Source organism: Clostridium cibarium (genome assembly GCF_014836335.1).
In the GTDB taxonomy this organism is placed as follows: Bacteria; Bacillota; Clostridia; order Clostridiales; family Clostridiaceae; genus Clostridium; species Clostridium cibarium.
The window spans coordinates 141,868-164,794 of record NZ_JACSRA010000001.1 but is presented as its reverse complement, the minus strand read 5'-3'; the positions used below and the strand labels follow the sequence as shown (position 1 = coordinate 164,794).

Genomic DNA, 22,927 nt, shown 5'->3' with positions numbered 1-22,927 from the left:
AAATTAAAAGTAAATATTACTTTTAATTTTGGTTAAATAAGGGTACAATGAGAATGATACTAAAATTTTAGGAGGTAAGAAGATGGATAAGGACGAAAAGAAGTGTGGATGCGGACATAATCATGAACATGAGCACGAAGGTTGTGGATGCGGACATAATCATGAACATAGTCATGAAGGGTGTGGATGTGGACACGATCATGATGAAGAAAACTTTGTTATTGATTTAGAAGATGACAATGGGAATGTTGTATCATGCCCTATAATAGATGCTTTTGAATATGAAGGTAATGAATATGTATTAGCTCAACATCCAGAGGATGATTCAGTATATATGTTTAAATCTGAGAATGATGAATTAGTAGTACCGGATGAAGAAGAATTTAATAGAGTTGCTACTTATTATAACGAAGAATTAGTAGAGAAATAATAAAAGAGTGGTTTTGCCACTCTTTTTTTGTAAAAAATAGATAGAAAAATGAACATGTAAGATTTACATTATACCATAATAATGCTATATTCTTTATATATGGCAAGGAAGGTGTAAAAAATGAAATATGCTGATTTACATATTCATTCTTCGTATTCAGATGGATGCTTATGCCCTGAGGAAATAGTTAAAATGGCTAAAGAAAGAGGGGTGAAATGCATTTCGATAACAGACCATGATACCATAGCTTCACAATATATAGTTAAAGAAAGAAAATCGGAATTAATTGTTATACCAGGTATAGAATTTAGTACTGAGTACAATGATTTGGAAATACACATTTTAGGATATCGTATAGATATAGAAAATCCAAAATTATCTGAGGCTATATATAAATTAAGAGATGCAAGGATAGAAAGAGCAAAAGATATTATAAATATATTAAAGGATAAAGATATATTTATAGATATTGATGATTTGATAAAAGATGGCGACTTCTCATTGGGAAGAGGAAACATAGCAAAAGAGATGGTGAAGAAAGGTTATGTTAGCAACTTTAAAGAAGCTTTTACGAAGTATCTTATGCAAGGTAAAATTGCATATGTACAAGGCAAGAAACAAAGTTATAAAGAGATTATAAAATTGATAGAAGAATGTGGTGGCATAGCAGTTCTTGCACATCCAGGGAAGATTTATAGAAGTATTGAAGTTGAAAAGATAATAAAAGAATTAAAGTGTTATGGATTGAAAGGATTAGAAGTATATCATCCAAGCCATTCTAAGGAGCAGATAAATTATTTTTATAATTTAAGCAAAAAATATAAATTACTGATTACAGGTGGAAGTGATTTTCATGGGGTTAAGAATGGTGATTGTTCACTTGGGAGTCAGGGAATATCTGAGTTATTATTAGATAAGATAATAAATATAAAACAAAAGTGATAATGGAGGAATAAAAATGGGATATTCAAAGAAGGCGGAAAATATAACTCCGTCAATTACTTTAGGAATTACAACAAAAGCAAAGGAGTTATCTGATGCAGGAGTTGATGTAGTAAGCTTTGGAGTTGGGGAACCCGATTTTAATACACCTAAGCATATAATTGAGGCTGCAATAAAAGCAATGGAGGAAGGAAAGACAAAATATACTCCTACACCAGGAATACTTGAATTAAGAAAAGCAATATGCAATAAATTTAAAGTGGATAATGATTTAAGCTATACTCCTGAACAAATTGTTGTATCAACAGGGGCGAAACAATGCTTAGCTAATGCGTTTATGGCAATTTTGAATCCAGGAGATGAGGTGTTAGTTTCATCTCCATATTGGGTTAGTTATCCTGAATTAATCAAATTAGCTGATGGTATTCCTGTTATTGTAGAAACTGATAGGGAAAGCAATTATAAATTTAATTTAGAGTTGTTAGATAAATATGTGACAAATAAAACAAAAGCAATAATTATAAATAGTCCTAATAATCCTACAGGAACAGTATACTCTAAAAAGGAGTTAGAAGTAATTGCAAAGTTTGCAGAGGATAAAGGCCTAATAATTATATCTGATGAAATATATGAAAAATTAATATATGGTAAAGAAAAACATGTAAGTATTGCGAGTATTTCAGAGGATAGTTATAAAAGAACTATAGTTATAAATGGATTATCAAAGGCTTATGCTATGACTGGTTGGAGACTAGGGTATGTTGCCGCAGATAAAAAAATTTCAAAGTTAATGGCAAGTATACAAAGTCATATATCATCAAATGCTAATTCTATAACTCAGTATGCAGCTGTTGCAGCCTTAAACGGTCCTGAAGATGATCAAAAAAATATGGTATTAGAATTTGAAAAAAGGAGAAACTATATGTTGGAAAGGATATCTAAAATGAAAGATATTTCATGTATAGAACCTTCAGGAGCATTTTATGTAATGATGAATATAGAGAAATTCTTTGGTAGGTCAATAAATGGTAAGGTCATTAATGGCTCTGTAGAATTTTCTGATTTGCTTCTAGATCAAGAAAAAGTAGCAGTAGTCCCAGGAGCTGGATTTGGGGCTGATAGTTATGTAAGGCTTTCTTATGCAACTTCAATGGACATAATAAAAAAAGGATTAGATAGAATTGAGAAGTTTATAGAAAAAATTAAAAAGTAATGAAGAAAGCGAAGAGTGTAAAATACATCTTCGCTTTATTATATTATGATTTATTTATTGTTATAATTGTAATATAATAATCTTATATAATAGTGGGAGGAAGACTGTGAAAAAACTAGCAATATTTGATGTGGATTATACAATAACAAAAAAAGAAACTTTAATGGAGTTATATATATATAGTATTAAAGAAAATAAGAAAAATATTAAATATTTACCAAGAGCTCTGTTTAGTGGATTTATGTATTTGGGAAAAATATATGATGAAAAAAGAGTAAAAGAAAGTTTTCTTAAATTTTTGGAAAACTTTGATGAGGAAGAATTTAAAAAGTTAATGAAAAGATTTTACAAGAATAGATTAAGTAAAATAATATATGAAGATTCATTAACTATGATGAAAAAATTGAAAAGTGAAGGATATGACATATATTTAATCTCAGCTTCTCCAGAGTTTTATTTAAACGAATTATATGCTATTAAAGAGGTAGATAAGATAATAGGAACTAGGTTTGGTTTTAGTAAAGGAAAGTTTGTACGAAGTATGGATGGAGAAAACTGCAAGGGAGAAGAAAAAGTTAAGAGGTTGATGGAAGTCTTAAAAAAGGAAAATACAAAGGTTGACTTTAAAGAATCATATATGTTTTCGGATTCATTATCAGATAAACCGCTATTTGATTTAGTTGGTCATCCATATTTAATAAACTATAAAAAGAAACATGATATTGAAGTATTAAACTGGAAGTAAGGAGGGGAATATAGGGGTATGGAAGTTACAAAAGAATTTTTTATTGAAGGAAAACAAATTAAAACCGTAGATGAATGGATAGATGAGGAAAGTAAGGGATTAATTTATGAAGTAATACGTATCATAAATTGTAAACCTTTATTTTATGAGGAACATTATAGGCGAATGGTTAACTCATGTCGTTTGGCAGAAGGAAATTTATATGTGGAGGAATTAGAGTTAAGAGAGTTAATTAGGAAATTAGTAGATGTAAATAAGGCTCAAGAAGGAAATGTGAAAGTAACATATAATATGAAAAGTGGAAATGTTAGGTTGTTTTTTATACCACATTCATATCCGACTAACAAGATGTACAGAATTGGAGTTGAAACTATATTATATTATGGAGAAAGGGATAATCCGAATGCGAAGATTATAAATAATAGTTTTAGAGAAAAAGTCAATACAGAAATTAAAAAGAAAAATGCATATGAAGCTATATTAGTAGATAGAAATAATTTAATAACTGAGGGAAGTAGGTCAAATATATTTTTAATAAAAAATAGTTGCCTATATACATCTAAGGTGGAATCTGTTTTGCCTGGAGTTACCAGAACAGAGATTATTAAAGTAGCGAAGAAAAATGGAATAGAAGTGTTTGAAGAAAATATAAATGCAGAAAAAATAGGGGAATTCGATGCTATGTTTATTTCAGGGACATCACCTAATGTATTGCCTATAAATATGGTAGATGATACAAAATTTAATGTGAACAATGAGTTGATGAGAGCGATTATGGCGTTATTTTTAGAAGAAATAGAAAGTTGTGTAAAATGATATAATAAAAAACTAATATAAATGATATAATATTGATTTTCTATATATTACAATAGTATATCATATATGATATACTTAAGGGGTAAGGAGAGAAGTTTAAATGGATTATAATTATTCTGAAAAAAGTTTAGAAGAATGTCTAAAAAAGGCTGAAAAAGAATTATCCATACTAAGAGACAAACTTGATTATGAAGTAATAAAAGAAGAAAAAGGCTTTTTCAAAAAGAAATGTATAATAAAAGTACATGTTGATGAAGAAAATGAAGAAGATGTAGTAAATGATACTGAAAATTTTGCAGTTACTAATGAGAAGGCTAATAATATTATTGTAAAAGAAGATAAAATTTTATTAGACATAGAAGAAGGTTCTACAATTGAAATAGAATTTGAAAATGGAATAAAGTTGTTTGTTAATGGTAAAGAAGTAAGTTCTCCTGTTGAAGTAGCATATAATGATGAACTTAGATATGAAGGCGAAAAAGTAAACGCTAGAAGAAGCTTGAATATTCATTTAGATAATGATAGAACAATGGCTACTGTTGATATTGAATATATTCCAGAAGAAGTAAAAGAAGCATACTGCAAAATAATAGGGAATAAGGTGAAAATATCAGGAGTTATTGCTGATGGGAAAATGCCACCTTTATATACTAAAGATGAAATAAAAGAAGCTCTTAGAAGTAAAGGTGTTATTTATGGAATAATTGATGAAAAAATCAATGAAATATCTATGAAGGCTATTGTTAAGGATGAAGTTGTAGCTAAAGGACTCCCTGTTGTTCATGACGAGGAAGACAGAATAGATATTAAGTTTGATAACACAAAGAGAAATGTAGATGAGAGCTCCAAAGAAAAAATTGATTATAGAAATCTTTATTCTATGGCTAATGTAGGAATTAACCAAGTTATTGCAGAACTGGTTGAAGGAAAAGTAGGTCATAATGGAATGAATATATTTGGAGTGGAGATAAAAAAGAAAAGTAAAAAAACTTTGCAAATTGTTGCAGGAGATGGATGCAAACTTGAAGATAACAAAATAATATCTACAATGGAAGGACGTCCAACTGTAAAGAGCGGAGTGTTTTATGTAAATAAAATGTTTGAAACAGCAAAAGATGTTGATATGGCAAGTGGAAATATAACTTTTGTTGGAGATGTAAAGATTGCAGGAAGCATTAAAGATGGAATGAAAGTAGAAGCAGGAAATAGCGTTGAAGTAGGAAAAAATGTTGAAGCGGCAAAAATAATATCTCAGGGGGAAATTCATGTAAAGGGAAGTGCACTTGGTTCAGAGATAATTGCAGGAGTTAAGGACTTGAATCTTCAAAGTTCAATATCAATGCTTGAGGAATTTAAAAAGGATATAGAGCTACTAGTAGCATCTCTTGAAGAAGTGAAGAGGCGTCATATAGTAAGTGATGATAAGCCTGATGGAGAAATAATAAAACTTTTATTAGAAACAAAATTTAAAGATATACCTAAAAAAGCCTCTGAATTATTGAAAAACACTGTGCTTGAGGGCAATTGGATAGATAAAATTAAAAGGATATTGAGAGAAAAGATTATAGGTTCTGGACCTTTAGGTATAAAGTATTTTGGTGAATTGTACGAATTAATAGAGTGTATAGATAAGGAATTAAAACCTCTTAAAATGAAAATATCTCATCCTGTGGATATTTATTTAAATTATAGTCAAGATACTAAGGTTAAAGCATCAGGAACTATATATATTACAGGAAAGGGTCAATATGTCTCAGAATTAGTTGCAGAAGGAAATATTGAATTCTTATCTGATGGTGCTATAGCAAGAGGTGGAGTTTTAAGTGCTGGAAAAGAAATTAAAGCAAAAGTAGTTGGAAGTACTGCAGGAGTTACTACTACATTAAAGGTGGGAAAAGGTGGAGTTATAACTGCAGATATAGCATATCCAAATACTGTGTTTGTTTTTGGAGAAAGAAAATATACTTTAGAAACAGCATCGAAACAAATAAAAGCATATCTTGATGAACAAGGTGAAGTAGTAGTAGATAAATTTGTACTTTAGGAGGACAAACTATGGAAGGAAAAGAAATGAAAATACTTATCTTTAGTTTAAATGGAGAACATTATGCTACTGATATTGGCGATGTAGAGAGAATATTAGGATATATTGAGTCTACAGAGATGCCAGATGTGCCTGATTTTGTTGAGGGTGTAATAAATTATGAAAATAATATACTGCCAATACTTAATCTTAGCAAAAAATTTAATTTCCCAATAATTAAAAATCAATCAGAACAAGATCAAAAAAAGATTATTGTTGTCAAACGAAATGATAAGAAATTTGGGGTTATTGTAGATACAGTTTACGAGGTATCCGATGTAAGCAATAGTTTATTTGAAGAACCACCTGCAATAACAGCATCTGCTTCGAAAAATTATATTGAGGGATTAATAAAACTGAACGATAAAATAGTAATTCTTTTAAATCTAGATAAGATTTTATCGGATGAAGAAGAAGAATTGATTTTTTAGGGGGAACATAATACATGGGTGAAATAAAAGTTGGGATAGCAGATTTGAATCTGGTGATGCCTCCTGGTAAAATTATGACGATAGGCCTAGGGTCTTGTATAGGTATAGCATTATATGATAGAATGCTTAAAATAGCAGGACTAGCACACATAATGTTGCCAGATAGTACTCAGTTTAAAAATGTTCCTCAACCACTAAAGTTTGCAGACTTAGCAATTCCAATTTTGGTAAAAAAGATGGAGGAGAAAGGATGTAATAAGAGAAATTTAGTGGCAAAAATAGCTGGAGGAGCATCGATGTTTAACTTTTCAGATAAAAGTATGGTAAGCGATATAGGTAAACGAAACGCTGAATCAGTAAAAGTAGCACTAGATAAAGAAGCTATACCAATAATTGCAGAAGACACAGGGGGAAATAAAGGTAGGACTATGATTGTGGATTCGAATGATGGTATTGTAACATTAAAGATAGTAGGACAAGGTGTAGTTACCCTATAAGGAGTGGTTGACGTGGCGAAAGTTAAGGTAGCAATAGTTGATGATTCTGCTTTTATGAGAAAAATAATATCAGATTGTTTGAATTCTCATATAGAGATAGAAGTTATAGCAAAGTTTAGAAATGGAAAAGATCTTGTTGAGCAGTTTGATAGATATAAACCAGATATAATTACTTTAGATGTGGAGATGCCTGTGATGAATGGGGTAGAGACATTAAAGGCGTTAAAACAATATAAAATTAAGTGCCCGGTTATTATGTTAAGCAGTTTAACAAGACAAAATTCTGTACATACACTAGAATGTTTAGAATTGGGTGCCACTGATTTTATAGAAAAGCCCTCTACCAGTCTTACAAATGATATTAAATTTAATAAGACTTTGATTGAAAAGGTACTAACAATAGCTAAACAAGGAGAAAAGAATACTTATATTAGAAAATCGATTGAGTCTGTTGTACCACTTATTAGAAATACTAGAAGTTCAATTAAGGCCATAGTAGTTGGAGCATCAACTGGAGGACCAAAAGCACTTCAGAAGGTGTTGACAGAAATAAATTCCGATATTGGAGTGCCAATTTTTGTTGTTCAGCATATGCCAAGGGGGTTTACAAAAGCTTTTGCAGATAGGCTAAATGGCATATGTAAATTAAGAACTTTAGAAGCATCTCATGGTATGTTAGTTGAAAATAATACAATTTATATAGCTCAAGGTGGATATCATATGACCATAGGTAAAGATAACAGAATATGGTTAAATGAAGAACCAGCTATATGGGGAGTTAGACCTGCTGTTGACAAGTTGTTTGAATCAGCAGTAAAAGTATATGGTGGTAATTTGCTTTCTGTTATTTTAACTGGTATGGGAAGAGATGGAGCAAGTGGAACTGAGATTATAAAAGATAATGGTGGAATAACAATTTCTGAAGACGAGTCTACATGTACCATATATGGAATGCCACGAGCTGCATATGAAACAGGAAAGGTAGATATGGTTTTAGAATTACAAGAAATAGCAAATAAAATAAATAGTTTAGTAAAAGGGAGATAATTGAGAACATGAATTTTGACGAGTTTCATAAATGGGTACATCGAGAGCTTGGAATTGATCTTTCAGCATATAAACCAGAGCAGTTACATAGAAGGATAAATAGTTTGATGGGTCGAGTTGGAGTTCATTCTCTAGATGAGTATACCTCCTTAATAAAAAAAGATGTAGAACAAAAACAAAGGTTTTTGGATTTTATTACGATAAATGTAACAGAGTTCTTTAGAAATCCAGAATTATTTCAGGAGCTAGAGAAGACTTTAGTAAGAGAAATTTTACCAAAAGGAAATCAACTTAGAATATGGAGTGCGGCATGTTCTATAGGATGTGAGCCATATACATTAGGTATTATATTAGATAAGATAAGTAAAAATAAACGGCACAACATCATAGCTACAGATATAGATAGCACAATATTAAATAAAGCTAAGATTGGAGAATATGTGCAAGCAGAAGTTAAAAATGTTACTCCAAAAGACTTAGATGATTATTTTACTAAGATTGATGATAAGTACAAAATTAACGATAATATTAAATCTATGGTTACATTTAAAAAACATGATTTGATACTAGGAAATTACGAAAAAGATTTTGACTTAATTGTATGTAGAAATGTTGTTATTTATTTTAATAATGATATAAAAAATCAAATTTATAGAAAATTTAGTGAATCTTTAAAAAAAGGTGGTTTGCTATTTGTGGGAGCAACAGAGAGTATTTATAATTATAAAGAATATGGATTTGAAAAAGCTTCTACTTTTATTTATAGAAAACTTTAAGGAGGAATTTTAATGGACACATCTCAATATATGACTATGTTTTTAGAAGAATCGATGGAAAATTTACAAACATTGAATGAATCACTTCTTGATTTAGAGCAAGATCCAAATGATGTTGATAAATTAAATGAAATATTTAGGGTGGCACATACCATTAAAGGTATGGCAGCTACAATGGGATTTAGTGATATAGCAGAATTAACTCACAAAATGGAAGATGTATTATCAAAATTTAGAGAAGGTGAGTTAAAGGTAACACAAGAAGTTGTTACAGTGTTATTTGATTGCTTAGATACTCTTGAAAAAATGGTAACAAATGTAGAAGAAGGTATTGATGAGCAAGTAGACATAGAGCCAATAATAAAAGCATTAAACAGTATATCTCAAAATGAAGAGAGTAATGAAATTAAGGAAGCTGAAATAGTTGAGAATACAGAAGTTAAATCAGAAAACTCAAGTATTATTGAATTGAATGAATATGATATATCAATAATTAAACAAGCGCAAGAAAAAGGATATAATGCTATAAAGCTTAAAATAAGTTTAAGTGAAAATACCCTATTAAAATCAGCAAGAGCATTTTTAATAGTTAAAGATCTTGAGGAAATTGGAGAGATTGTTAAGTCAATACCAGAAACACAAGACATAGAAAATGAAGAGTTTGATTTAGAATTAGCGTTTGTTTTAATTACTAATAATACTGAAGAGGAAGTTAAAACATTAGTAGAAGGCATTTCAGAAGTGAGGCAAGTAGCTGTTGAAACTGTACCTTTCCAAGAAGAAGTTAAGGCAGAAGTTGTTGAAGAAGAAAAGACTGTAGAGCCAAAAAACATTGAACAAAAACCAAAAGAAAATAAACCTGTTAAGAAAGCTGCATCAAAAAAGGAAGGTCATAAGAAAGCACATCAATCAGTAAGGGTTGATTTGGAAAGAATAGACAAGCTTATGAATATGGTATCAGAACTTGTTATTTACAGAACTAGGTTAGAGCAAATTGTTCTAAACTATAAATCTCCTGAGTTGTCAGAAACTTTAGAACAAGTAGGAAGAACTACAACAGATCTTCAAGATCTTGTAATGAAAATTAGAATGCTTCCTCTAGATACTGTATTTAATAGATTCCCAAGAATGATCAGAGATGTTTCGGTTGAACTAAATAAAGAGATTAACTTTATAATTGAAGGTGCTGATACTGAACTTGATAGAACAGTTATTGATGAGATTGGAGAACCATTAATACATTTATTGAGAAATGCAGCTGACCATGGAGTTGAATCTAAGGAAGAAAGAATTGCTGCAGGTAAAAATCCTGTTGGAACTGTTAAACTAGTTGCTTATCAAGAAGGTACAAAGGCGTTAATTAAGGTTATTGATGATGGTGCTGGCATTAATGTTGCTAAAGTAAAAGCTAAGGCAGAGAAGGTTGGTATTAATACTGAAGGACTAAGCGATAATGATATTAAAAATTTAATATTTGCACAAGGCTTTAGTACAAATGAAGTAGTTACAGATATTTCTGGTAGAGGAGTAGGAATGGATGTTGTTAAGACAAAAATTTCTGCACTTGGGGGTACTGTAGAATTAATAAGCGAAGAAGGTAAAGGATCAACATTCGTTATTCAATTGCCATTAACTCTTCAAATTATACAAGCATTACTTGTTAATGTAGGAGAGGAAACTTTAGCAATTTCTCTTGGTTTTATAGATAGAGTAATTGATTATAAGGAAGATAAAATAAAGAGAACTAATGGAAAAGAAGTAATAGTGTATAGAGATGACGTAATTCCTCTAGTTAGATTAAATGAAAGACTTGATATACAAGCTGAAGAAAGTGATAAAAAGTTTGTAATAATAGTTAATGTAGGAGATAAAACTGTTGGATTATTGGTAGATTCTTTACTTGGACAACAAGAAATAGTAATAAAACCATTAGGAAAAACATTGAAATCTCTTAATGAATATATTGGTGCTACAATATTAGGTAATGGATTAGTTACATTAATACTTGATGTAGGAGCACTTATATAGGTATAATATAATTTGTGTAGGAGGAATTTATGGAACAAAGTCAATTTACTAGTATGCAAATGGATGCTTTGAGGGAAGTGTCGAATATTGGAACTGGAAATGCGGCGACTGCTCTTTCGATGATGCTAGGCAAGAAAATTGATATGACAGTACCAGCAGTAAATATGATCGAATTTACTCAGTTATTAGATAGTGTTGGCGAGCAAGAAGTAGCAGGTATAGTTGTAAGAGTTCTTGGAGATATACCTGGTAGTATATTGATTATTTTTGAAAAAGAGGTTGCATTAAATGTTATTGAGTTATTAACAGGAATGGCAGAAAAAGAATTTTCAGAACTTGGAAATTCGGTTTTATGTGAGATTGGAAATATTCTTTCAGGAGCATATATGAATGCTATATCTCAGTTCACTGGGTTAAGTGCAATAGCTTCAGTTCCAGCAGTAACATATGATATGTTAAGTGCAATACTGGCAACAACATTTGTAGAATCTGGACAATACGATGAGTATATCCTTGATATAGAAACAATATTTTTGAATGAGAATAGTGACAATATAGGAGCACATTTTTTCTATATTCCTGTTCCAGGTTCAATTGATAAAATTTTAAAAACTATAGGCTTAAATTAATTTTGGAGGTAGTAGAAAATGGCAAAGGTATTAATAGTTGATGACGCAGCGTTTATGAGAATGATGATTAAAGATATTCTTGAAAAGAACAATTTTGAAATCGTAGGAGAAGCAAGTAATGGGTTAATTGCTGTTGACCTATACAAGAAAGAAAAACCAGATGTAGTAACAATGGATATTACAATGCCTGATATGGATGGTATTGAAGCTGTAAAGGCAATAAAAGAATTTGACCCAAGTGCAAAAGTTGTAATGTGTTCAGCTATGGGACAACAATCTATGGTAATGGATGCTATTAAAGCAGGGGCTAAAGATTTTATAGTAAAGCCTTTCCAAGCTGATAGAGTTCTTGAAGCGATAAATAAGGTACTTGGTGCATAAGAGGTAATGTGGTATAGGAGGCGTGCTAAATGCAAATTGTAGTATTTAAGCTAGGAGATGAACATTTTGCAGTGGAAACTGACAAAGTTCAAAGTATTAATGATATGATGGGGATTACATCAGTTCCTAAAGCTCCAAGTTATATAAAAGGTTTAATTAACTTAAGAGGAAGTATAAAGTCATTAGTTGATATAAACCTGTTATTGGATGTAAATTCAACTGAAGAGCAACAAAGTATAATAATTTTAACAGTAGAAGATGAAGAAATAGGTATTTCAGTTGATGAGGTTGAAGAAGTACTAGATATTGATGAAAAAACAATACAAAAGATGGATACTGACCAAGTTAGTTCTTATATAAGAGGAATAATTAACTATGAGGGTAAGCTATTAACAATTATAGATATAGACAAACTTTTAAATTAAATATAGAAAAGAGGGAGAAGTATGGCAGATGTTTTGTCCCAGAGTGAAATAGATGCATTGTTATCTGCCTTATCTACAGGAGAATTAGAGCCTGAACAAGTGCCCAAAGAAGAAGAAAGACACAAGGTTAAAGTCTATGATTTTAGAAGCCCACAAAAGTTTTCCAAAGATCATATAAGAACACTTGAGTTAATTCATGATAATTTTGCGAGAATTATTTCAAATTATCTTACAGCACAAGTAAGGGTTAATGTTAAGGCTAAAATTGAGACTGTAGAACAGATAACTTATGAGGAATTTATACACTCTGTGCCAAATCCAACAATAATGACAATGTTCAAGATGCCACCTTTAACAGGAACTATACAATTTGAAACAAATCCGCAATTTTCATTTCAGATTATAGATATTCTTTTAGGTGGAACTGGTGATAGACCAACAGTAAGCAAAGAGTTTTCTGACATTGATAAAAATATAATGTTACAAGTTACAACAGGACTTATTAATAATTTAAAGTTAGCATGGGAAGGGATTTTAGATGTTGAACCAGAAGTTGAAGGCATTGAAACTAATCCTGCTATTAATCAGACATTAGCACCCAATGAACCTGTAGCGTTAATAACTTTTTCTGTAGAACTGGGTAAAAGTAATACGTTTATAAATTTATGTATACCATATTTGTCGCTAGAAAAAGTATTAGATAAGTTAGTAGTACAATATTGGTTCCAAAATGAAGATGTTGAATTGATGGAAGAATCAAAACAAAAGTTAGAAAAAGGATTAAACCCTGTAGAAATAGGTGTAGCTGCTGAACTTGGGAAAACAAGTATCAGCATTGATGATTTCTTAAAACTAGGTAGTGGAGATATAATAAAATTAGATACTAAGTATAAAAATCCAATTAAAGTATATATTGAAGATGAAGAATATTATTATGCTAAACCTGGTGTTATAGGGAAGAATGTTGGAGTTGCTATATTAGATATGATAGATAAGGATGTGAACGAGTATGAGTAATGGATTTTTATCTCAAGATGAGATTGATTCACTACTAGGTGGTGGAGACAATAATAATGGGTCAGCAAACGAAGATAAGAGTGCAAATGAAGAAGGATTAACAGATATAGAAAAAGATTTGTTGGGGGAGATAGGGAACATTTCAATGGGCTCTGCTTCAACAGCTCTTTATCAAATAATTAATCAAAAGGTTAATATAACAACTCCCGTTGTAACTGTTACTACGTTAAATGAAATGAAGGATGCTTTCGAGATCCCTAACATAGTATTAGATGTAGAGTATAGAGAAGGGATTGTAGGTAGGAATATTCTAGTCATTAGAACTGATGATGCAGCTGTAATTGCAAATCTTATGATGGGTGGAGATGGAAAACCAGAGAGTCATGAATTAACTGAGTTGGAGATTAGTGCTGTTTCGGAAGCTATGAACCAAATGATAGGTTCGGCAGCTACTTCAATGGCTACAATGTTTTCAAGGAAAGTAGATATTTCACCACCAGTTTCAAGAGTTTGGAGCGATAAAACAGAAGAATTATCAGATGAGATTCCTGGAGATGATAAAATTGTAAGGGTTAATTTTAACTTAACAATTGGAGATCTTGTTGATAGTAATATTATGCAAATTTTACCTGTTGAGACTGCAAAGAAGATTGTATCAATTATGATGGGTAAAGAAGAAGCTAATGAAGCACCTGCAAGCAGTTCTGAGTCTAGGGCTCAAGAAAGGCCAGCACAGGCTGAGCCAGTGCAACAAGTAGTTGAAAGTAAGCCAATAGTTGAAAGACCGGCTGCACCAGTAGAAGTGCATCAGGCAAGTTTTGAACCTCTTGGTCATGAAGGTGCTTCAGGATCACATCAAAATATAGATTTAATTTTAGATGTTCCATTAGATATATCTGTTGTGCTTGGAAGAACAAGAAAGAGCATTAAAGATATTTTAAGTCTTGGAACAGGATCTTTAATTGAACTTGACAGATTGGCAGAAGAACCAGTAGAAATACTTGTTAATGGAAAGAGGATAGCCTTTGGAGAAGTTGTTGTTGTAGATGAAAACTTCGGAGTTAGAATTACAAGTATAGTAAGTAGTAGTGATAGAATAAAATCACTAAAATAATTAGAAAATAGAAATGCTGTCTCAAAATGATGAGATAGCATTTTTATTTTTAATCAATGTTAATTTCTATATTATTTCAAATAACTATTTGTTGTTTTAAGTGTTAAGGAAATATAGTAATATATAACGATGACTTTTGTTAAAAGAATTTAAAAAATTTACTAAACTAAAGTCTTTTATATACGATAATAAATTATAGTCATAAAATATGGAGGAAAAAAAATGAATGTTAAGGGAATTGGATCTCATAATGTTATAAACATATATAACAAGAACAGCAATAGAATAGTTGAAAAAGAAAAACCAATTAATAGAAAAGATACTATTGAGATATCTAAAATTGGAAAGAGCTTAAATAACTATGCTTTTGATGATGTAGATGTTGATAATAGAAAAAAGGTTGCTGAACTAAAAAGTAAGATAGAAAAAGGCACATATAATGTAGATGCTAAATTAACTGCTCAAAGTATTATAGACGTAATTAAAGGGAGAAGAGTTTAATGGTAAAAGAGTTAACAGAAATAATGTTAATGGAAAAGAAAACATTAGAAGATTTATTAGTCTTATTAGAAGAGCAATATAATTATATTATGAAAAAAGATGTTTTTGCATTAGAGGATATTGTAGAGAAGATAAAATTAAGTAATAAAGAGATAGCCAAACAAGAAGTAAATAGGAGACAACTTGTTGGAAATGAAAAAATGCAAGATATTATTAATAATAGTAATGATAAAGATTTAAGTTTAGCTTATAGAGAAACAAAGAAAATTATTGAATCTGTAAGACAGCAAAAAGATACAAATGAGTTGTTAATAAAGCAACAAATTAGTTTTAATGCACAAATTTTAAATATAATAAATCCAAAGAGAGAAATAAAAACTTATAACTCATATGGAAGTTTGTCAAAGTAGGAGGGTGAATAATGTCAGGATTATTTTCTACATTCAATGTAGGTAAAAGTGGTTTATCAGTCAGTCAGAAGACTATTGATGTAACATCACATAATATTTCAAATTCAAATACTGTTGGGTATTCAAGACAAAGAGCTGATATAGTAACTAATAGACCTATGGGTGGAAATTCAAGAGGGGATATAGTTCAAGCAGGTCAAATAGGAACAGGAGCCCAAGTTAAGGCGATTGAGAGAGTAAGAGATACATTTTTGGACTATCAAGTTAGAGGAGAAAAAAGTGTTCTTGGTAATGCTAATATAAGAAGTCAAGTCTTATCTCAAGTTGAAGGTGTATTTAATGAACCATCAGATACAGGAATTTCAACTTTAATAGGTAAGTTCTTTGATTCCTTTCAAGAATTATCAAAGCAACCACAAAGCTCGAATGCTAGAACTGTTGTTGGACAACAAACTCAAGCATTAACTGATGCCCTAAATCATGCATATACGCAGTTAGAACAATTAGAAGGTAATGCTCAACAACAACTAAAAACTTCTGTCACTGATGTTAATAGTTTGTTAAATCAAATTGATAAATTAAATACAGAGATAATAAGTGTACGAACAACAGGTCAAGCGCCTAATGATCTTATGGATAGTAGAGACAAGCTTTTAGATGAATTAAGTAGCAAGTTTGGTGTAACAGTAGAACAAAAAGCTTTTGATGGTATAGATGTAAAACCTTCTGAATCAGGAGCTATGGTGAATTCTAAGCTTATAAATGCTTCTCCAAATTCAGATTCAGCAAGATTCTCATATATTACATCAATTGAAGAAGATCCAGCACAACCTAATACCCATATTATTACTTATTATAAAATGGGTGATACAACATCAGAGGATAATAAACAAACAATTAAGGTAACAGGCTTAACGGGAGATCAAGTTAAGGATATAAAGGCTACTAGAATATTATGGGGAGATGCACATGGACAAGCTACAAAATCCGACGGTTTCCCAATTAAAGATGGAGAAATAATTAATGCTGGGCAATTGATGACATTTAAACCAGAGTCTGGAGAAGTATCAGGTAATATATCAGTACAAAAGGATTTAACTGATTATATGGATCAGTTGGATAAGCTAGCTATGTCAATTGCGTTTTCAGTAAATGCAATTCATAGTGGTATGCCAGATCCTTTAAACGGTGAAAATCCAGATAAGGATAGGGTACCTTTCTTTGTTAATAAAAATGTAGCTAAGTATGACAGCGATGGCAATATTATAAATATTGATTCAACTTTAGAAGGGGAAAGCAAGATATCAGCAAAGAACATAACTGTAAACCAAGAGGTAATTAAAGATGTTATGAAAATTAAAACAAAGACACATGATAGTGCTTTTGGATATACTTCAGATAATACAGTAGACGGAGAAGGAGATGGGGCAAGAGCGTTAGCTATTGCACAGCTTAGAGATTCTCTAATAAGAATACAAGATTTTGGAGTAACAATTAAATCTAGAAGTGATATGTTTGATTACTCAAAAAGTGGAGTGTTATTTACAAATTACGGAATGACTATAAAAAATGATACAAGTGGTACAAAATTTGCATCATATTTTCATGACACATTAGATAGACTAGGGGTTAGTGCTCAAGAAGCAAACAGAAATGTTACCAATAAAGAACAATCAGTTGGTGAGCTTGAAAATAGAAGAGATGAAGTGTCAGGAGTATCGTTAGATGAAGAAATGACTAATCTGATACAATATCAACATGCTTATAGTGCAAATGCAAAGGTAATATCTACAATTAGCGAATTGTTAGATGTTGTAATAAATGGTCTTATGAAATAGAGAAAGTTAAGAAGGAAGTGAAAACATGAGAGTTACAAATAGAATGATGGCAAATAATTACTTAAGAGATATGGGAAAAAATCTTAAGAATTTAGATACTATAAATAATCAGTTGGCGACAGGTAAAGCAATAAATAAAGTTTCTGATGATCCTTTTAGAGCTGCTAGAAGTATGCAATTAACATCTGATATGAATACAAATGAACAATATAATGCCAATATTAAAGATACAATAAATTGGCTAGATACTACAGATGATTCACTATTTCAGGTAACAAACGTCTTGCAAAGGGTTAGAGAACTAATGGTTTCTTCAGGGAATGCTGCTTATGGAAGTGATCAAAGTAAGGCCATTAATGAAGAAATAAAGGAAAGAGTGTCTGAATTAACTCAAGTTCTTAATACTAATTTTGATGGGAAATATATATTTGGAGGAACTAAGGTTTCGTCTAAGCCTGTAGATGCAAAAAAGAATGATGTTACAGGTAACTACGATATTTCAATTGTGGATCAAGAAGGAACTAAGTTGGATTTAAATAGTAGTGATTTATATACTCAGAATAAGCTAGATAATATCAATGGTACACTATCTGTTGAAATTTCTCAATCAGTAACTATGAAGTATAATGTTAATGCTATGGAAGTGTTAAACTTTAAAAATGAGAAAGGGCAGAATGTTAATGTAATGAACCTTTTATCAGATATTCAAAATAATTTAGTATCTAATAATTCATTTGATAGGTCAAAGGTAATCGGTGAAAATTTGGCATCAATAGATGATGTGTTAACAAATGTACTTAAACTAAGATCTGAGGTTGGAGCAAAACAAAATAGAATGGAGTCTGCTCAAACTAAAAATGAAGATGAAAACTTTAATATGACAAATATATTATCAAAAACAGAAGATATAGATGTAACAGAAAAAACTATTCAATTTAGTATGGCGCAAACAACGTACCAAGCAGCATTACAAGTTAGTGCACAAGTATTACCAAAAACTATCCTAGATTATCTATAAAGAGAGGCTAAAAAATGAAAATAGTTTTTAAAAATGGGCTTTTGGGGCTTGAGGAATATAAGAATTATGAATTGCAAGATATAGAAGGAATGGAACCATATAAGTTACTTCAATCCGCTGATAATAAAGATTTGGGATTAGTGGTTGTTTCACCTTTTGAATTTTGTACTGATTATGAAGTTAATATAGCAGAAGAACAAATAAAAGAATTAGAGGCAGAATCAGAAAATGAAATAGCACTATACACAACAGTTAATATTAATTCTGATGTTAGAAAAATGACTACTAATTTAAGAGCTCCTATCGTTCTGAACATTAAGAAAAAAATAGGGCAGCAGATAATTTTAGAGAATGAAGTTTATAAAATAAAGCATCCTATTATTAAGGGGTGATTGAAGTGTTAGTTATAACAAGAAAAGAAGGAGAATCAATAGTAATTGGAGATGGTATTGAAATATCTGTATCTAAAGTTTCGGATGGAAGTGTGAAGCTTGCAATAAATGCACCAAAGGAAATGACCATATTAAGAAAAGAATTATATGATGAAATAGGAAAAGAAAATATTGAGTCAGCTAAAATAGATTTGAATTTCTTAAGAAGTTTAAAGAAATAGAGGTGAATTTAAATGGATATAAAGGTTATAGGTCATGGAGGACAAACTAACCTTAATGGCGAAGCTAATAGTGTAGAAGAATTCCAAGGAAACAAGGATGTTGCAATGGATAAAACTCAGGGGGATGAAAAAAAAATTCATGATGAAGAAGAGGTAAAAGATGCTGTTAATAAATTAAATAAATTTCTTCAGCATGATAATACACACGCCGAATACTCAGTTCATAAAAAGTTTAAAACAATTATGATAAAGATTATTGACGATAGAACAGATGAAGTAGTAATGGAAGTGCCACCTGAAAAGATCCTTAATATGGTTGCGAAGATGTGCGAGCTTAACGGTATTGTTTTTGATAAAACTGTTTAGGTAAGTTTTATGCCATATAAATTAAATTTATTTGATATAAGTGTTAGAAAAGAAATGGTGGAAGCCGTTAAAGCAAATAAAGTGCATCGCAAAAAAGATAATGTTATTGATACAAGAGTAAGAAAATCAGTCAAAGAAGATGGCCAAGAAAAAAATAATAAGCAAAACAAAAGTAAAACTAAAAAATATATTACAGTAGATGGAGTAAAATACAAAGGAGAAAAAATAGAAATAAGTGCTGATAAATCTCAAGATAGTTTTAGTGAAGATTCAGTTGGAATTTTTATTAACAAGGTAAAATAGGAGGGTGCATATGTATTCCAATGGGTATAATGTTTATAAAAATAATAGTGTAAATTACGCATCAAAAGATCAATTGCTTTTAATGATATTGGATGGAGCTGTAAAGTTTTCTAAAAGGGCAGAACTTGCTTTAGTAGAGAATAACGTAAAAAAAACTCATGAAAGTTTAATAAAGACACAAGATATATTTGTTGAATTAATGGCAAGTTTAGATGTTGATGCAGGGGATTGGGCTAAGCAACTTTTTAAAGTATATAGATTTATTAATGAAAAGTTAGTAGAAGTTAATATTAAGAAAGATATTAATTTATTAAGAGAAATAATTCCATTAATCCAAGAGATAAGGGATTTATGGTATGAAGTTTATGAAAAGGCAAAAGCGTCAGGTCAATAAAATTTAAATAAAATATAAATAAGATGTAAGGAGAGGATTATATGACGACAAGAGTTACAGGATTAGCAAGTGGATTAAATGTAGATGAGTTAGTAACTAATTCTATGAAACCATATAAAGCTAAAGTTGATAACGTGAAACAAAATAAAGAGATTTTGGAGATAAGGCAAAAATTATATAGAGATATTATTTCTCAAGGGTCAGATCTTTATGATAAATATCTTAATATTGCAAAATCAGACACATTACTTTCAACTAAGAATTACATTACAACAACTTTTGATTCAACTAACAGTACTGTAGCTACTGCAAAGGCTTTAGATAGTACTGCTATTAAGGATAATTATAAGATAGATGTTACAAAACTTGCGACAACTGCGAATACAACAATTAAGGTAGGGGATTTTGATACCACTACGACTAAATCATTAACATTTTCTTATAATGGAAAAGATGTAACAGTTGATTTATCATCTATTTTAGATAATACAACATATGTAGCTGAAGATAAAAATAGACTTATAGCATCAACTTTAAATGATCAGCTAAGTTCTCTTGGGCTAAAGGCTACATATTCAGATATTGCTGGTGGGGTTTATATTGAATCTACTAGTGCTGGTAGCAAAATTGGGACAAATACAAATCAGTTTACAATAGCAGGAAGTATATCTAAAACATCATCAAAAGGGTCTAATTTAGAAGCAACCATAACAAGTTCTAAAGGAACGATAAAATATGGTGATCCATCTATAGATCCAACTGCTCAAGTAGCTAATGGAAATACAGCAACAGTTGAAGGAATCAAGTTTACTTTTACTGATACTACGGCTGCAAGTGGAACTGTAACGCTAGTAGGTAAAACAGATGTTACTGCAGCAAAAGAAAAGATAATAAAATTCTTTAATGACTATAATACTATGGTTCAGAATATGAATAAGTTAGTTAATGAAAAGCGAAATAGGGATTACTTACCTTTAACAGACGATCAAAAGAAAGAAATGAAAGAAAATGAAATAACACTTTGGAATAAAAAAGTTGAACAAGGTCAATTAAGTAGAGATAGTGATGTTTCAAAACTTGTTAATGATATGAAAAATGCTATTGGTAATTCGGTTATAGATAGTGGAACTACTCTTGAAAAAATTGGAATTAAACCTATTAAAGATTATACTACAAAGAATGGTATGTTTGAAGTTAATGAAGAAGAATTAACAAAAGCATTAGAGGAAAATCCTGATAAAGTTATGAATTTATTTATTCAAACTCCACCAGATGGAACTCCAGATTCTGAAAAAACAAGCAAAACAGGGATTATTAATAGGCTAAAGAATATTGTTTATGATCAAACTGTTTCTATAACTAAATCAGCTTTGATAAAAAAAGCAGGGAAAAGCGATTCTGACTTTTCTCAAAATACTTTGAGCAAAAGTATATCGGATTATGAAAAGAAAATAAAAACAATGACAAAAGATTTAGCAGAGAGAGAACAAAAATTCTATAGCAAGTATGCATCTTTGGAAAAAGCAATGAATAGTTATAATGCTCAAATGGCTCAATTATCTTCTGCATTTGGAACATCTGCATGATAGAAGAGTTGTTTGAAAGTTATAAAGAAGTAACTTTTAAAATTATAAATGATATTAAAGCTGATAATGATGTTGAAAAACTTATGGAAGAACGTGCATCTATAGTAAATGAAATTGAGAAGCTTAATATATCTAAGGAAGAAAAAAAAAGAGTTTATGATAGTTTGGCATTGAAAGAAATGGATACTGAACTTGAGAAGACTATTAAGCTAGAGATGATGCAAGTTAAGGAAAGTATACAAAAACTTAAAAATACGAGAGCGGCACATACTAGTTATACGTCTAGTATGAGGCGTGAAAATTTATTTGTAAGAAAAGTTTAAATATGTAAGACAAGTATAAGAACAACTTTCTATAATATAAAAATATTATAGAAAGTTGTTTTATTTTAAGAATTTTTATTTAAAATCTTAACACTTTAAGATGAGATCATTAAAGAAATGTACTAGAAAAATTTACCCATAATATAATTTTAAAGTATAAAAAATAAAATTTTCTAAAAAAGGTATAAAGTATTGGAGAAACTAGACGAGTAATATATTGTAAGGTTAACCAATATCTCTTAAGAGAAAATAAAATTATGACAGGGATGTCAAGTTTCTAAAATCAAGGAGGAATTTAAAATGATAATTAATCACAATATGAATGCTATGAATGCTCATAGAAATATGGCAGCAAACAATACTAATGCTGGGAAATCAATGGAAAAATTAAGCTCAGGTTTAAGAATTAATAGAGCTGGAGATGACGCTGCAGGTCTTTCAATTTCTGAAAAGATGAGATCTCAAATAAGAGGATTAGATCAAGCTTCAAGAAACTCTCAAGATGGTGTTTCAATGGTTCAAACTGCAGAAGGTGCTTTGAATGAGACTCATAACATTCTTCAAAGAATGAGAGAATTATCAGTACAAGCATCAAATGATACTAATGTTACTAAAGATAGAGATTCTATCGCAGCTGAAGTTGATGCTTTACAACAAGAAATATCAAGAATAGCTACTCAAACAGAATTTAATACTAAGACTTTATTTAGTGCTGATTCTACTCAAGTAACATTACAAGTTGGTGCAAATAGCGGACAAACTATATCAGTAACATTCTCAAGCATGACTGCTTCTTCATTAGGAGTAAGTGCAATGAGCGTGCAAATGTCTACTCAGGAAGCTGCTACAGCTGCAATTTCTACAATTGATATAGCTATAGAAAAAGTATCAACAGAAAGATCTAAGTTAGGAGCAGTTCAAAACAGATTAGAACATACAATAGCTAACGTTGACAATGCTTCAGAAAACTTACAAGCTGCTGAAAGTAGAGTAAGAGACGT

Annotated in this window: 28 protein-coding genes; all 28 read left to right on the top strand. The window is 30.5% G+C overall.

Annotated features, from left to right (window positions below):
• Positions 1–82 precede the first annotated feature (82 nt).
• Entirely contained in the window at positions 83–430 is a 348-nt protein-coding gene (locus H9661_RS00800; RefSeq protein ID WP_143316388.1) for a DUF1292 domain-containing protein, read from the top strand.
• Between the two features lie 120 nt (positions 431–550).
• Positions 551–1,372, top strand: a complete 822-nt coding sequence (locus H9661_RS00795; protein ID WP_143316389.1) for a PHP domain-containing protein — start codon at positions 551–553, stop codon at positions 1,370–1,372.
• A 16-nt stretch (positions 1,373–1,388) separates the two neighbouring features.
• Positions 1,389–2,585 carry a pyridoxal phosphate-dependent aminotransferase gene (locus H9661_RS00790; protein ID WP_143316390.1) on the top strand — a complete coding sequence of 399 codons (1,197 nt, stop codon included), beginning with the start codon at positions 1,389–1,391 and terminating at the stop codon, positions 2,583–2,585.
• 106 nt (positions 2,586–2,691) lie between these two features.
• Positions 2,692–3,330, top strand: coding sequence for an HAD-IB family hydrolase (locus H9661_RS00785; protein WP_143316391.1), 639 nt, complete (start codon positions 2,692–2,694; stop codon positions 3,328–3,330).
• A gap of 18 nt (positions 3,331–3,348) precedes the next feature.
• Entirely contained in the window at positions 3,349–4,146 is a 798-nt protein-coding gene (locus H9661_RS00780; protein ID WP_143316392.1) for an aminotransferase class IV, read from the top strand.
• Between the two features lie 100 nt (positions 4,147–4,246).
• Complete coding sequence (locus H9661_RS00775) at positions 4,247–6,190, top strand: DUF342 domain-containing protein (RefSeq protein WP_143316393.1); 1,944 nt, start codon at positions 4,247–4,249, stop codon at positions 6,188–6,190.
• Between the two features lie 11 nt (positions 6,191–6,201).
• Positions 6,202–6,660 carry a chemotaxis protein CheW gene (locus H9661_RS00770; protein WP_143316394.1) on the top strand — a complete coding sequence of 153 codons (459 nt, stop codon included), beginning with the start codon at positions 6,202–6,204 and terminating at the stop codon, positions 6,658–6,660.
• Between the two features lie 14 nt (positions 6,661–6,674).
• Positions 6,675–7,157 carry a chemotaxis protein CheD gene (locus H9661_RS00765; protein ID WP_143316395.1) on the top strand — a complete coding sequence of 161 codons (483 nt, stop codon included), beginning with the start codon at positions 6,675–6,677 and terminating at the stop codon, positions 7,155–7,157.
• A 12-nt stretch (positions 7,158–7,169) separates the two neighbouring features.
• A complete protein-coding gene (locus H9661_RS00760) occupies positions 7,170–8,204 on the top strand; it encodes a protein-glutamate methylesterase/protein-glutamine glutaminase (RefSeq protein ID WP_143316396.1) in 1,035 nt (344 codons plus the stop codon).
• 8 nt (positions 8,205–8,212) lie between these two features.
• The gene (locus H9661_RS00755) at positions 8,213–8,980 is read left to right on the top strand and encodes a CheR family methyltransferase (protein ID WP_191767465.1); all 768 of its coding nucleotides are present in this window, start codon (positions 8,213–8,215) and stop codon (positions 8,978–8,980) included.
• Positions 8,981–8,992: 12 nt separating this feature from the next.
• Complete coding sequence (locus tag H9661_RS00750; RefSeq protein ID WP_143316398.1) at positions 8,993–11,008, top strand: chemotaxis protein CheA; 2,016 nt, start codon at positions 8,993–8,995, stop codon at positions 11,006–11,008.
• 29 nt (positions 11,009–11,037) lie between these two features.
• The gene (locus H9661_RS00745; RefSeq protein WP_143316399.1) at positions 11,038–11,637 is read left to right on the top strand and encodes a chemotaxis protein CheC; all 600 of its coding nucleotides are present in this window, start codon (positions 11,038–11,040) and stop codon (positions 11,635–11,637) included.
• Between the two features lie 18 nt (positions 11,638–11,655).
• Positions 11,656–12,018, top strand: coding sequence for a response regulator (locus tag H9661_RS00740; protein ID WP_143316400.1), 363 nt, complete (start codon positions 11,656–11,658; stop codon positions 12,016–12,018).
• A 29-nt stretch (positions 12,019–12,047) separates the two neighbouring features.
• The gene (locus H9661_RS00735; RefSeq protein ID WP_143316401.1) at positions 12,048–12,443 is read left to right on the top strand and encodes a chemotaxis protein CheW; all 396 of its coding nucleotides are present in this window, start codon (positions 12,048–12,050) and stop codon (positions 12,441–12,443) included.
• Positions 12,444–12,464: 21 nt separating this feature from the next.
• Positions 12,465–13,460, top strand: coding sequence for a flagellar motor switch protein FliM (gene fliM / locus H9661_RS00730; RefSeq protein WP_143316402.1), 996 nt, complete (start codon positions 12,465–12,467; stop codon positions 13,458–13,460).
• Entirely contained in the window at positions 13,453–14,574 is a 1,122-nt protein-coding gene (fliY, locus tag H9661_RS00725; RefSeq protein ID WP_143316403.1) for a flagellar motor switch phosphatase FliY, read from the top strand. The genes fliM and fliY overlap by 8 nt, the downstream gene beginning before the upstream one ends.
• Positions 14,575–14,796: 222 nt before the next feature.
• Positions 14,797–15,075 carry a flagellar biosynthesis anti-sigma factor FlgM gene (locus H9661_RS00720; protein ID WP_191767464.1) on the top strand — a complete coding sequence of 93 codons (279 nt, stop codon included), beginning with the start codon at positions 14,797–14,799 and terminating at the stop codon, positions 15,073–15,075.
• Positions 15,075–15,485 (top strand): flagellar export chaperone FlgN, encoded by a 411-nt coding sequence (gene flgN / locus H9661_RS00715; protein ID WP_143316405.1) that lies wholly within the window; start codon positions 15,075–15,077, stop codon positions 15,483–15,485. The genes H9661_RS00720 and flgN overlap by 1 nt, the downstream gene beginning before the upstream one ends.
• 11 nt (positions 15,486–15,496) lie before the next feature.
• Complete coding sequence (gene flgK, locus H9661_RS00710; RefSeq protein WP_191767463.1) at positions 15,497–17,323, top strand: flagellar hook-associated protein FlgK; 1,827 nt, start codon at positions 15,497–15,499, stop codon at positions 17,321–17,323.
• 25 nt (positions 17,324–17,348) lie between these two features.
• Positions 17,349–18,341, top strand: coding sequence for a flagellar hook-associated protein FlgL (gene flgL / locus H9661_RS00705; protein ID WP_191767462.1), 993 nt, complete (start codon positions 17,349–17,351; stop codon positions 18,339–18,341).
• Positions 18,342–18,355: 14 nt separating this feature from the next.
• Positions 18,356–18,733, top strand: coding sequence for a flagellar assembly protein FliW (gene fliW / locus H9661_RS00700; protein WP_191767461.1), 378 nt, complete (start codon positions 18,356–18,358; stop codon positions 18,731–18,733).
• A 5-nt stretch (positions 18,734–18,738) separates the two neighbouring features.
• Entirely contained in the window at positions 18,739–18,954 is a 216-nt protein-coding gene (gene csrA / locus H9661_RS00695) for a carbon storage regulator CsrA (protein WP_143316409.1), read from the top strand.
• A 12-nt stretch (positions 18,955–18,966) separates the two neighbouring features.
• On the top strand, positions 18,967–19,320 hold the full coding sequence (locus tag H9661_RS00690) for a flagellar protein FlaG (RefSeq protein WP_191767460.1): 354 nt from the start codon (positions 18,967–18,969) through the stop codon (positions 19,318–19,320).
• A gap of 9 nt (positions 19,321–19,329) precedes the next feature.
• A complete protein-coding gene (locus H9661_RS00685) occupies positions 19,330–19,623 on the top strand; it encodes a hypothetical protein (RefSeq protein WP_143316411.1) in 294 nt (97 codons plus the stop codon).
• Between the two features lie 10 nt (positions 19,624–19,633).
• Positions 19,634–20,017, top strand: a complete 384-nt coding sequence (gene fliS / locus H9661_RS00680) for a flagellar export chaperone FliS (protein ID WP_191767459.1) — start codon at positions 19,634–19,636, stop codon at positions 20,015–20,017.
• Between the two features lie 41 nt (positions 20,018–20,058).
• Positions 20,059–21,603, top strand: coding sequence for a flagellar filament capping protein FliD (gene fliD / locus H9661_RS00675; RefSeq protein ID WP_191767458.1), 1,545 nt, complete (start codon positions 20,059–20,061; stop codon positions 21,601–21,603).
• Positions 21,600–21,926, top strand: coding sequence for a flagellar protein FliT (gene fliT, locus H9661_RS00670; RefSeq protein ID WP_191767457.1), 327 nt, complete (start codon positions 21,600–21,602; stop codon positions 21,924–21,926). The genes fliD and fliT overlap by 4 nt, the downstream gene beginning before the upstream one ends.
• 300 nt (positions 21,927–22,226) lie before the next feature.
• Positions 22,227–22,927 (top strand): flagellin N-terminal helical domain-containing protein (locus H9661_RS00665; RefSeq protein WP_243240308.1); only part of this gene is annotated, 701 nt, incomplete at its 3' end.

Coding starts and splice junctions, on each gene's coding strand:
- flgL (WP_191767462.1), top strand. CDS start 17,349: ATGAGAGTTACAAATAGAATGATGGCAAATAATTACTTAAGAGATATG.
- H9661_RS00765 (WP_143316395.1), top strand. CDS start 6,675: ATGGGTGAAATAAAAGTTGGGATAGCAGATTTGAATCTGGTGATGCCT.
- H9661_RS00740 (WP_143316400.1), top strand. CDS start 11,656: ATGGCAAAGGTATTAATAGTTGATGACGCAGCGTTTATGAGAATGATG.
- H9661_RS00790 (WP_143316390.1), top strand. CDS start 1,389: ATGGGATATTCAAAGAAGGCGGAAAATATAACTCCGTCAATTACTTTA.
- H9661_RS00750 (WP_143316398.1), top strand. CDS start 8,993: ATGGACACATCTCAATATATGACTATGTTTTTAGAAGAATCGATGGAA.
- H9661_RS00735 (WP_143316401.1), top strand. CDS start 12,048: ATGCAAATTGTAGTATTTAAGCTAGGAGATGAACATTTTGCAGTGGAA.
- fliT (WP_191767457.1), top strand. CDS start 21,600: ATGATAGAAGAGTTGTTTGAAAGTTATAAAGAAGTAACTTTTAAAATT.
- fliY (WP_143316403.1), top strand. CDS start 13,453: ATGAGTAATGGATTTTTATCTCAAGATGAGATTGATTCACTACTAGGT.
- fliM (WP_143316402.1), top strand. CDS start 12,465: ATGGCAGATGTTTTGTCCCAGAGTGAAATAGATGCATTGTTATCTGCC.
- H9661_RS00780 (WP_143316392.1), top strand. CDS start 3,349: ATGGAAGTTACAAAAGAATTTTTTATTGAAGGAAAACAAATTAAAACC.
- H9661_RS00690 (WP_191767460.1), top strand. CDS start 18,967: ATGGATATAAAGGTTATAGGTCATGGAGGACAAACTAACCTTAATGGC.
- H9661_RS00775 (WP_143316393.1), top strand. CDS start 4,247: ATGGATTATAATTATTCTGAAAAAAGTTTAGAAGAATGTCTAAAAAAG.
- fliW (WP_191767461.1), top strand. CDS start 18,356: ATGAAAATAGTTTTTAAAAATGGGCTTTTGGGGCTTGAGGAATATAAG.
- H9661_RS00795 (WP_143316389.1), top strand. CDS start 551: ATGAAATATGCTGATTTACATATTCATTCTTCGTATTCAGATGGATGC.
- H9661_RS00720 (WP_191767464.1), top strand. CDS start 14,797: ATGAATGTTAAGGGAATTGGATCTCATAATGTTATAAACATATATAAC.
- H9661_RS00755 (WP_191767465.1), top strand. CDS start 8,213: ATGAATTTTGACGAGTTTCATAAATGGGTACATCGAGAGCTTGGAATT.
- flgN (WP_143316405.1), top strand. CDS start 15,075: ATGGTAAAAGAGTTAACAGAAATAATGTTAATGGAAAAGAAAACATTA.
- H9661_RS00745 (WP_143316399.1), top strand. CDS start 11,038: ATGGAACAAAGTCAATTTACTAGTATGCAAATGGATGCTTTGAGGGAA.
- H9661_RS00800 (WP_143316388.1), top strand. CDS start 83: ATGGATAAGGACGAAAAGAAGTGTGGATGCGGACATAATCATGAACAT.
- fliS (WP_191767459.1), top strand. CDS start 19,634: ATGTATTCCAATGGGTATAATGTTTATAAAAATAATAGTGTAAATTAC.
- H9661_RS00770 (WP_143316394.1), top strand. CDS start 6,202: ATGGAAGGAAAAGAAATGAAAATACTTATCTTTAGTTTAAATGGAGAA.
- H9661_RS00685 (WP_143316411.1), top strand. CDS start 19,330: ATGCCATATAAATTAAATTTATTTGATATAAGTGTTAGAAAAGAAATG.
- fliD (WP_191767458.1), top strand. CDS start 20,059: ATGACGACAAGAGTTACAGGATTAGCAAGTGGATTAAATGTAGATGAG.
- flgK (WP_191767463.1), top strand. CDS start 15,497: ATGTCAGGATTATTTTCTACATTCAATGTAGGTAAAAGTGGTTTATCA.